The sequence below is a fragment of the Mycolicibacterium vaccae NBRC 14118 = CIP 105934 genome (assembly GCF_001552715.1).
Classification (GTDB): domain Bacteria; phylum Actinomycetota; class Actinomycetes; order Mycobacteriales; family Mycobacteriaceae; genus Mycobacterium; species Mycobacterium vaccae.
The window spans coordinates 1-10,475 of the sequence record NZ_BCRS01000193.1; the positions used below are offsets into that span (position 1 = coordinate 1).

9 protein-coding genes are annotated in these 10,475 nt (G+C 68.5%); 8 read left to right on the forward strand and 1 reads right to left on the reverse strand.

The features are described 5' to 3' along the window. The 8 genes from MVA01S_RS26115 to MVA01S_RS26150 form a co-directional block, all read left to right on the forward strand. A partial coding sequence (locus MVA01S_RS26115; RefSeq protein ID WP_218006068.1) for a hypothetical protein occupies window positions 1-191 on the forward strand: 191 nt, incomplete at its 5' end. 146 nt (window positions 192-337) lie between these two features. After that, entirely contained in the window at window positions 338-628 is a 291-nt protein-coding gene (locus tag MVA01S_RS26120; RefSeq protein WP_040542249.1) for a CDGP domain-containing protein, read from the forward strand. A 55-nt stretch (window positions 629-683) separates the two neighbouring features. After that, complete coding sequence (locus MVA01S_RS26125; protein WP_040542153.1) at window positions 684-1,109, forward strand: NINE protein; 426 nt, start codon at window positions 684-686, stop codon at window positions 1,107-1,109. After that, window positions 1,099-1,512 (forward strand): DUF2752 domain-containing protein, encoded by a 414-nt coding sequence (locus MVA01S_RS26130; RefSeq protein WP_003932114.1) that lies wholly within the window; start codon window positions 1,099-1,101, stop codon window positions 1,510-1,512. Before MVA01S_RS26125 ends, MVA01S_RS26130 begins: the two co-directional genes overlap by 11 nt. Window positions 1,513-1,595: 83 nt before the next feature. Next, window positions 1,596-6,152: a glutamate synthase large subunit gene (gene gltB, locus MVA01S_RS26135; RefSeq protein WP_060941750.1), complete on the forward strand. Its 4,557-nt coding sequence runs from the start codon at window positions 1,596-1,598 to the stop codon at window positions 6,150-6,152. After that, window positions 6,145-7,653, forward strand: coding sequence for a glutamate synthase subunit beta (locus tag MVA01S_RS26140; protein WP_003932117.1), 1,509 nt, complete (start codon window positions 6,145-6,147; stop codon window positions 7,651-7,653). Before gltB ends, MVA01S_RS26140 begins: the two co-directional genes overlap by 8 nt. A gap of 27 nt (window positions 7,654-7,680) precedes the next feature. After that, window positions 7,681-9,099 (forward strand): pyruvate kinase, encoded by a 1,419-nt coding sequence (pyk, locus tag MVA01S_RS26145; RefSeq protein WP_003932118.1) that lies wholly within the window; start codon window positions 7,681-7,683, stop codon window positions 9,097-9,099. 20 nt (window positions 9,100-9,119) lie between these two features. Beyond that, the gene (locus MVA01S_RS26150; RefSeq protein WP_003932119.1) at window positions 9,120-10,010 is read left to right on the forward strand and encodes an acyl-CoA thioesterase; all 891 of its coding nucleotides are present in this window, start codon (window positions 9,120-9,122) and stop codon (window positions 10,008-10,010) included. Here the strand turns inward: MVA01S_RS26150 and MVA01S_RS26155 are convergent. Beyond that, window positions 9,994-10,475 (reverse strand): DUF4190 domain-containing protein (locus tag MVA01S_RS26155; RefSeq protein WP_060941751.1); only part of this gene is annotated, 482 nt, incomplete at its 5' end. The two genes, MVA01S_RS26150 and MVA01S_RS26155, sit on opposite strands and share 17 nt — an antisense overlap.

Below are 10,475 nucleotides of genomic sequence, written 5' to 3' on the forward strand. Positions count from 1 at the left end.
AGTTGGTCGCTGACGTCGAGTCCGAGCCCGATGCCGAACTGGAAGTCGCCGACGCCGAACCTCCGCGCACGGGCACGGACGAGCCGGTGCAGCCGACCGCCCCCGCCGCTCCGCAAACGCCGTTCAACCAGGTCCGGTCCGAGGTGACCCAGCGGGTCCGTCAGTGGGTTCGGCGGCGCCGGAACCGCTGACCCGTCCCGGCAAGCCCGGGCAATCGGGCTGACGTCGCCCGGAACGGCCTCTGTGCAGCAATCCCACCGCGGTAAAGGGCGCAAATGGCAGCGCCGAACGCGGTAGCGTGCAAGCTCGGCCGCCCGGCGGTGTGAAGGAGGCAACATTGAAGCGCTGCATCGTCGGAGCAATGGCCGCGCTGCTGGCGGCCACGGGGCTCATCGCAGCAGCGCCCACAGCCGGCGCAGGCTGTTTGTACGGCGGAGGCTTCATCAGTAAATGCGATGGACCCGTCCAGCCCGACGGCGCGTGGCTACGGTGCGTGGGGATTGCCCGCGGAATTCCCAGCGGCTTCAGTACGCACCTGGTGCCGGAGAAGCGCTGCGGATTGATGGGGCCCGGCCAGCCTGCGCAGGACCCCGCCTTCGCCGACCCGCCCGTGCGCATCGCCGACTGAACCTTCCCGCCGACGAAGAGGGTTGCCGGCGTAGGCGCTCTGGCATGCTGGTGTGATGACCGAGCCCCCGTTCAGCGGTAACGACAGCGGAAGCCCGCACATGCCACCACCGCCCCCGGGTTATGCGCCACCGGGACCCCAGTACTCGGCACCTTCTGGTTCCTATCCGCCGCCCGGACCCGGCTACCAGACCGGCTACATCGACCCCGCCGCGCCCTGGGGCCGTCACCCGGTGACGGGCGAGCCGCTCTCGGAGAAGTCCAAGCTCGTCGGCGGGTTGCTTCAACTACTCGGGCTCGTCGGTCTGCTCGGCATCGGACGCATCTACCTCGGCTACACGAAGCTGGGCATCATCCAGCTGGTGGTCGGCCTGCTCACCTGCGGCGTGGTCGCCATCGTCTGGGGCATCGTCGACGCGGTCTTCATCCTGACCGACAAGGTGCGCGATCCGGAGGGGCGTCCGCTGCGCGATGGCGCCTAGCTTCGGCACGGGCACGCGGAACCGGCTTCTGGCCGGCCTGGGCGCCGGCGCGGTAGGTGTCGCCGCTCTCGCCTATGTCGGCATCGCCGATCCACACAGCGCGGACTTCGTGTTTCCCGCGTGCCCGTTCAAAGCGCTCACCGGATGGAACTGTCCGGCCTGCGGCGGGTTACGCATGACACATGACCTGTTGCACGGCGACCTGGCCGCGGCGTTCGTGGACAACGCGTTCATCCTCATCGGCGCGCCGCTGCTGCTGGCCTGGCTGCTGATCCGTCGCCGGCAAGGCCGCCCGGCCTTCACCACACCGGTCTACGTGGTCATGGTCACAGCCGTCCTCGTCTGGTCTGTTGCTCGCAATCTGCCTGGGTTTCCGCTGGTCCCCACGGTTCTCGACGGGTAGCAAACATTCCGCGCTGATACACTGGACCAACGGGCCGGTGCAGTCCCTGATCACGAAATTCAGGACTGTGGAGGCCAGTGTCCATGCTTTATTCGGCTTTGCCCGAACCTCAAGGCCTGTACGACCCCGGCAACGAGGCGGATTCCTGCGGCGTGGCCATGGTGGTCGACATCCAGGGTCGCCGCTCACACTCCATCGTCGCCGACGGTCTGGTCGCCCTGGAACATCTTGAGCACCGCGGGGCCGCGGGCGCCGAAGCCACCAGTGGCGACGGAGCCGGCATCCTGATCCAACTCCCGGTCGCGCTGCTGGGTGAGGTCGTCGACTTTCCGTTGCCCGATCCCACCTCCGACGGCGCGAACACCTTCGCCGCCGGCATCTGCTTCCTGCCCCAGGATCGGGCGGCCCGTGAAAACGCCTGCGAGACCGTCGAAGCCATCGCCGTCGAAGAGGGTCTCGAAGTGCTCGGCTGGCGTGAGATGCCCGTCGATCCCGACGGAGCCGAGCTGGGCGCCACGGCCCGCAACTGCATGCCCCACATGGCGCAGTTGTTCGTCGCCGCCCCCGAAGACCACGGTGTCCGGCCCGCCGGCATCGACCTCGATCGCCGTGTCTACCCGGTCCGCAAGCGTGCCGAGCGCGCAGGAGTCTACTTCCCGTCGCTGTCCAGCCGCACCATGGTCTACAAGGGCATGCTCACCACAATGCAGCTGCCGCAGTTCTTTTCGGATCTGCGCGACGAGCGGTGCGTCAGTGCCATCGCCATCGTGCACAGTCGCTTCTCCACCAACACCTTCCCGTCCTGGCCGCTGGCCCACCCGTTCCGGTTCGTCGCCCACAACGGCGAGATCAACACTGTGCGCGGCAACCGCAACCGCATGCATGCCCGGGAAGCGAAGCTCGCCAGCGCTGGTATTCCCGGTGACCTGAGCCGGCTCTCGCCGATCTGCACCCCGGACGCCTCGGACTCGGCGTCCTTCGACGAAGTCCTCGAGCTGCTGCACCTGGGCGGCCGGAGTCTGCCGCACGCCGTGCTGATGATGATCCCCGAAGCGTGGGAGAACAGCGCCACCATGGATCCCGCGGAGCGCGCCTTCTGGCAGTTCCACGCCTCCCTGATGGAGCCGTGGGACGGTCCCGCGTGCGTCACCTTCACCGACGGCACCCTCGTCGGAGCTGTGTTGGACCGCAACGGGTTACGGCCCGGACGGTGGTGGCGGACCATCAACGACCGCATCATCCTGGCCAGCGAGGCGGGCGTTCTGGACGTGCCGTCGGCCGAGATCGTGGCCAAGGGCAGGCTGCAGCCGGGCAAGATGTTCCTCATCGACACCGCGGCCGGCCGCATCGTCTCCGATGACGAGATCAAGGAGAAGCTCGCCCACGCTGAACCCTACGGGGAATGGCTGCACGCGGGCCTGCTCGAGCTCAAGACCCTGCCACACCGAACCCGGGTGCAGCCCAACCACGAATCGGTGGTGCGACGGCAGGTCAGTTTCGGCTATACCGAAGAGGACCTGCGGATCCTGCTGACCCCGATGGCGGCCTCAGGCGCCGAGCCGCTGGGTTCGATGGGCACCGACACCCCGACCGCGGTGCTCTCGCAACGGTCCAAACTGCTCTACGACTACTTCGTCGAACTGTTCGCGCAGGTGACCAACCCGCCGTTGGATGCCATCCGGGAAGAGATCGTCACCTCGATGTCGCGCATCATGGGCCCCGAGCAGAACCTGCTCGAGCCGTCGGCGGCGTCGTGTCGGCAGATCAAGTTGACCTGGCCGGTCCTGGACAACGACGACCTCAACAAGATCGTCCACATCAACGCCGACGGCGAGCACCCCGGCCTGCGCACCGCGGTGCTGCGCGCCCTCTACGACGTGGAGCGCGGCGGCGAAGCGCTGGCCGAGGCGCTGGAGGAGCTGCGCCTGCGCGCCAGCGACGCAATCGCCAAAGGTGCTCGGACGCTGGTGATCTCCGATCGGGACTCCGACCACACCAAGGCGCCGATCCCGTCGCTGCTGGCCGTCTCGGCCGTGCACCACCACCTCGTCCGCACCAAGGAGCGCACCACCGTCGCCCTCGTGGTCGAGTCCGGCGACGCCCGCGAGGTCCACCACATCGCGATGCTGATCGGCTTCGGCGCCGCCGCGGTCAACCCGTACCTGGCCTTCGAGTCCATCGAGGATCTCATCCGCGAAGGTGAGCTCACCGGGATCGAGCCGGCCACCGCGGTGCGCAACTACACGAAGGCGCTCGGCAAGGGTGTGATGAAGGTGATGAGCAAGATGGGCATCTCCACCGTCGCCTCCTACACCGCCGCGCAGGCGTTCGAAGCCATCGGCATCGACAAGGGCGTCATCGACGAGTACTTCACCGGCACGCCGACCCAACTCGGCGGCGTCGGGCTCGACGTGATCGCCGAAGAGGTGAAGCTGCGGCACCGCCGCGCCTACCCCGAAAACCCGACCGAGCGGGTGCACCGGCGACTGGAGGTCGGCGGCGAGTACGCCTTCCGCCGTGAGGGGGAGCTGCACCTGTTCACCCCCGAAGTGGTGTTTCTGCTGCAGCATTCGACGCGGACCGGCCGGCACGAGGTGTTCGAGAAGTACTCCGCGGAGGTCGACCGGCTGGCCCGCGAAGGGGGAGCGCTGCGCGGCCTGTTCGAGTTCAAGAAGGGCGTGCGCCCTCCGGTCCCTCTGGACGAGGTCGAGTCGGTCGAATCGATCGTCACCCGCTTCAACACGGGTGCGATGAGCTACGGGTCGATCTCGGCCGAGGCGCACGAGACGATGGCCGTGGCGATGAACAAGCTCGGCGGCCGGTCGAACTCGGGGGAGGGCGGCGAGGACGTCGACCGGCTGTACGACCCGCAGCGGCGCAGCGCGGTCAAGCAGGTGGCCTCCGGCCGTTTCGGCGTCACCAGCGACTACCTCGTGAATGCGACCGACATCCAGATCAAGATGGCCCAGGGCGCGAAACCCGGTGAAGGCGGCCAGCTTCCAGGCTACAAGGTGTACCCGAACATCGCCAAGACCCGTCACGCGACGCCCGGTGTCAGCCTGATCTCGCCGCCACCGCATCACGACATCTACTCGATCGAGGATCTCGCGCAACTGATCCACGACCTGAAGAACGCCAACTCCGAGGCCCGCATCCACGTCAAGCTCGTCAGCTCGGTCGGGGTCGGTACCGTCGCGGCCGGGGTGTCGAAGGCGCACGCCGACGTCGTGCTGATCTCGGGCTACGACGGCGGCACCGGCGCCGCCCCGCTGACCAGCCTCAAGCACGCGGGCGCCCCGTGGGAGATCGGGCTGGCCGACACCCAGCAGACCCTGATGCTCAACGGCCTGCGTGACCGCATCACCGTCCAGTGCGACGGCGGCATGCGCACCGCCCGCGATGTGATGGTCGCGATGCTGCTCGGTGCCGAGGAGTACGGGTTCGCGACCGCGCCGCTGGTGGTCTCGGGATGCATCATGATGCGCGTCTGCCACCTCGACACCTGCCCGGTCGGGGTGGCCACGCAGAACCCCGAACTGCGGGCCCGCTACACCGGCAAGCCGGAGTTCGTGGAGAACTTCTTCCGGTTCATCGCCGAGGACATCCGCAGGTATCTGGCCGAGTTGGGCTTCCGCAGTGTGGACGAGGCGGTCGGGCGCGCCGAGATGCTCGACACCGCCGCCGGCGTTGCGCACTGGAAGAGCCAGGGCCTGGACCTGACCCCGATCTTCGCGGTGCCCGCCGATGCCCACACCGGGCAGCCCGCCGCGCGCCGCCGGGTGCACGAGCAGTACCACGCGCTGGATCAGGCGTTGGACCAGACGCTGATCCAACTCGCCGAAGGCGCACTGGAGGACGCGCACCCGGTGCGCCTGGAACTGCCGATCCGCAACGTGAACCGCACGGTAGGCACGCTGCTGGGCAGTGAGATCACCCGCCGCTACGGGGCGCAGGGCCTGCCGGAGGACACCGTGCACATCACGCTGACCGGGTCGGCGGGGCAGTCCCTCGGTGCGTTCCTGCCGCCGGGTGTCACTCTGGAACTCGTCGGTGACGCCAACGACTATGTGGGCAAGGGACTCTCGGGCGGGAAGATCGTCGTCAAACCGCAGGACGACGTGCTGTTCCTGCCCGAGGACAACGTGATCGCCGGCAACACGCTGTTGTTCGGCGCCACCGCCGGTGAGCTGTATCTGCGCGGCCGGGTGGGGGAGCGGTTCGCGGCACGCAACTCCGGCGCACTGACCGTCGTGGAAGGCGTGGGCGACCATGCCTGCGAGTACATGACCGGCGGCCGGGTGGTCGTCCTGGGCAAAGTGGGCCGCAACATGGCCGCGGGCATGTCGGGCGGTATCGCCTACGTGCTCGGCCTGGACCCCAGCCGGGTGAACACCGAGATGGTGGAGCTGCAGCGCCTCGAACCCGAGGATCTGTCCTGGCTGCACGACGTCGTCGCCCGGCACGCCCGCTACACCGGCAGCACGGTGGCCACCTCGGTGCTGTCCGACTGGCCAAGGCGCAGCGCCCAATTCACCAAGATCATGCCGCGCGACTACCAGCGCGTGCTGCAAGCCACCCGGATGGCCCAGGCCGAAGGCCGGGATGTCGATTCGGCGATCATGGAGGCCAGCCGTGGCTGATCCGCACGGATTTCTCGAAGTGGCCAGGGTGGAGGCCGCCAAGCGGCCCGTCGACGAACGTGTCGGCGACTGGCGCGAGGTCTACGAACGCCAGGACCCGCACCAGCGCGCCGGTGAGGTCTCCCAGCAGGCCCGCCGCTGCATGGACTGCGGAATCCCGTTCTGCCACTCCGGAACAGCGGGCTGCCCGCTGGGCAACCTCATCCCCGAATGGAACGACCTGGTGCGCCGGGGCAGGTGGGACGCGGCCAGTGACCGCCTGCACGCCACCAACAACTTCCCGGAGTTCACGGGCCGGCTCTGCCCGGCGCCGTGCGAGGCGGCGTGCGTGCTGTCGATTGCCGAGGAGCAGACCGGCGGAAGTGTCACGATCAAGCGCATCGAGCAGACGATCGCCGACCAGGCGTGGATGTCCGGCACCGTCGAACCCCAGCCGGCGGCTATCTCCACCGGCAAGCGGGTCGCGGTGGTCGGCTCCGGGCCGGCCGGGCTGGCCGCGGCACAGCAGCTCACCCGTGCCGGCCACGACGTCACCGTCTACGAGCGTGACGACCGGATCGGCGGGCTGATGCGTTACGGCATCCCGGAGTACAAGCTGGAGAAGTCGACGCTGAACCAGCGACTGGCCCAGATGCGCGCCGAAGGCACCCGGTTCGTCACCGAATGCGAAGTCGGGGTGGACGTCCCGGTCGAGCAGTTGCGTGCTCAACACGACGCGGTGGTGCTGGCGGTCGGCGCGCTGCGCGCCCGCGACAACCAGGTCGAGGGCCGTGACCTCAACGGTGTGCACCTGGCCATGGAGCACCTCGTGCCCGCCAACAAGGAGTGCGAGGGCGACGGTCCCAGCGAGATCAGCGCCGAGGGCAAGCACGTGGTGATCATCGGCGGCGGTGACACCGGCGCGGACTGCCTGGGCACCGCGCACCGGCAGGGTGCGGCATCGGTGACCCAGCTCGACTACAACCCCGAACCGCCCGAGCAGCGCGACGACACCCGTTCGCCGTGGCCAACCTGGCCGATCGTGCTGCGCACCCGGCTGGCGCCGGCGCACGCGGAGGGCGGGCAGCGCCGCTACGAGGTCGCGGTCCAGCGTTTCCTCGGTGACGGCAAGGGCAACCTGCGCGCGATGGAGATCGCCGAGGTCAAGGTCGAGCGCGACGGGGAGGGCCGCAGGCACGTCGTCCCGGTCGGCGACACCATGGAGATCCCGTGCGACCTCGCGCTGCTGGCGATCGGCTTCGAAGGTGTCGAGCACATGGCGCTGCTCGACGCGCTCGGCCTGGAGCTGAACCGGCGGGGCACGCTGGCGTGCGGATCGGACTGGCAGACCGACGCCCCCGGGGTGTTCGTCTGCGGGGACGCCCACCGTGGCGCATCGCTGATCGTGTGGGCGATCGCCGAGGGCCGCAGCGCGGCGCACGCCGTGGACGCCTATCTGATGGGCGACTCGGATCTGCCCGCCCCGGTACGGCCCGGGACCCTACCGCTGGCCGTCGTCTGAATCGATTAACGACTATGCTCAGGGGCCGTGAGTAGACGCGGGAAAATCGTCTGTACCTTAGGCCCGGCCACCGCCTCCGAGGAGGCAGTCAGGCAGTTGGTGGAGTCGGGCATGGACGTCGCCCGGCTCAACTTCAGCCATGGTGACTACCCCGACCACGAAGCCAATTACAAGCGCGTTCGCGCGGCATCGGACGGGACCGGGCGCGCCGTCGGCATCCTTGCTGACCTGCAAGGGCCCAAGATCCGGCTCGGCAGGTTCGCCGAGGGACCGACGGTTTGGGCCAACGGTGAGACCATCCGGATCACTGTGGAGGACATCGAGGGCACCCACGACCGGGTCTCGACGACCTACAAACGGCTGGCGCAGGACGCCAGCCCCGGAGACCGGGTCCTGGTCGACGACGGCAACGTCGGTCTGGTCGTCGAGCACATCGACGGCAACGACGTCGTCTGCACCGTTACCGAGGGTGGCAAGGTCAGTAACAACAAGGGCATGTCCCTGCCCGGCATGAACGTCTCGGCCCCGGCGCTGTCGGAGAAGGACATCGACGACCTGGAGTTCGCGCTGCGACTCGGCGTCGACCTCGTCGCGCTGTCCTTCGTGCGTTCGCCGGCCGACGTCGAACTGGTCCACGAGGTGATGGACCGGGTCGGGCGCCGGGTGCCGGTGATCGCGAAGCTGGAGAAGCCCGAGGCGATCGACAACCTCGAGGCCATCGTGCTGGCGTTCGACGCGATCATGGTCGCCCGCGGCGACCTCGGGGTGGAGCTGCCCCTGGAGGAAGTGCCGCTGGTCCAGAAGCGCGCCATCCAGATGGCCAGAGAAAACGCCAAACCGGTCATCGTCGCCACCCAGATGCTGGAGTCGATGATCGAGAACTCCCGGCCCACCCGGGCCGAGGCCTCCGACGTCGCCAACGCGGTGCTCGACGGTGCAGACGCGGTCATGCTCTCCGGGGAGACCTCGGTGGGCAAGTTCCCGTTCGAGACGGTGCGCACGATGGCCCGCATCATCTCCGCGGTGGAGGACAACTCGGTGGCCGCACCGCCGTTGACGCACGTGCCTCGCACCAAGCGCGGCGTGATCTCCTACGCCGCCCGCGACATCGGCGAACGGCTCGACGCCAAGGCGTTGGTGGCGTTCACCCAGTCCGGTGACACCGTGCGCCGCCTGGCCCGACTGCACACCCCGTTGCCTGTGCTGGCGTTCACCGCGCTGCCCGAGGTGCGCAGCCAGTTGGCGCTGACCTGGGGCACCGAGACGTTCATCGTGCCGCACATCGACACCACCGACGGAATGATCCGGCAGGTCGACCAGTCGATGCTCAACCTCGGCCGCTACAAGCGCGGCGATCTGGTGGTCATCGTCGCGGGCGCGCCTCCGGGCACAGTAGGCTCCACGAATCTGATCCACGTCCACCGCATCGGGGAGGACGACGTCTAGCCACACCAGGAGGTAGCAGGGTGCAGAAGTCTGGGCCGCAGGCGGACTTCGACGAACTGCTGGCGATCCTGCACCTGGACCGGCTCGACGACGACACCTTCGTCGGCACCCATCCGAGCAAGAACCCGATCCGGACCTTCGGCGGACAGATGATGGCCCAGGCCTTCGTCGCGGCCAGTCGCAGCCTCAAGCACCCGACACCGCCGAGTGCGTTGTCGGTGCACTTCATCGCCGGCGGCGACCCCGACCTGGACCTGGAGTTCCACGTGGTGCGGTTGCGCGACGAGCGGCGGTTCGCCAACCGGCGCGTCGACGTCATGCAGAAGGGCCAGTTGCTGACCACCGCGATGGTGTCCTACCTGGCAGGCGGCAAAGGTCTCGAGCACGGGGTGCAACCGCCGACGTTGACCGACCCGCTCGACGCACCACCGATCGACGATCTGCTGCGCGGCTACGAAGAGGTTGTCCCGCACTTCGCGAACGCGCTGCGTCCCATCGAGTGGCGCTACACCAACGATCCGGCGTGGGTGATGAGGGACAAGGGCGAGACGCTCACCCACAACCGGGTGTGGATGAAAGCCCAGGGTGTGATGCCCGACGACCAGGTCCTGCACACCGCGGCGATGGTGTACTCGTCGGACACCACGGTGCTCGACTCGATCATCACCACCCACGGCCTGTCGTGGGGGCACGACCGGATCTTCGCCGTCACCACCAACCATTCGGTGTGGTTCCACCGGCCCGTGCGATTCGACGACTGGGTGCTGTACTCGACGACCTCCCCGGTGGCCGCCGAGTCCCGCGGGCTGGGCACCGGCCATTTCTTCGACCGTCAGGGTCAGCCGCTGGCCACCGTCGTGCAGGAGGGCATCGTCAAGTACTTCCCGGGGCGGGCTACGGCGTCGGAGTGACGGTGATGGAGAACGACTCCTCCACCCGCTGCGTGAACTCGTCGGCGCACCGTTGGGCGGCCTGCTCGTCGTTTCCGGCGCGCTGCAGGCAGTCGACGTAGTCGCCGCCGCCAAGGTCCCGGAACAGGGCGACCCCGAGCGTCGCGTAGATCGCGACGATGACCAGGCTGGCGACGATCGAGACCGCGCCCAGCACGATGCCGGCGAGAGCGACGCCGCCGTTGGTGGCTTCGCCGTTCTTGACCCGGCTCCGGGCCAGGAAGCCCAGCACGATTGCGGCGATGCCGAGCAGGACACCGCCCGCCACCGTCCAGCACAGCAGCAGCCCGACTATCGCGAGGACCAGCGCGGCGGTGCCCAGACCGTTCTTCGGGGCGGCGGGGGGAGGAGGCGGGTAGCCGCCGTACCCGCTATAGCCGCTATAGCCGCCGTACCCTCCGTACCCGCCGTAGGGCTGCGGCGGGG

Bases quoted from the DNA above. Each gene is read 5' to 3' on its own strand.
- MVA01S_RS26125 (WP_040542153.1), top strand. From the start codon at position 684: ATGACCGAGCCCCCGTTCAGCGGTAACGACAGCGGAAGCCCGCACATG.
- MVA01S_RS26130 (WP_003932114.1), top strand. From the start codon at position 1,099: ATGGCGCCTAGCTTCGGCACGGGCACGCGGAACCGGCTTCTGGCCGGC.
- gltB (WP_060941750.1), top strand. From the start codon at position 1,596: ATGCTTTATTCGGCTTTGCCCGAACCTCAAGGCCTGTACGACCCCGGC.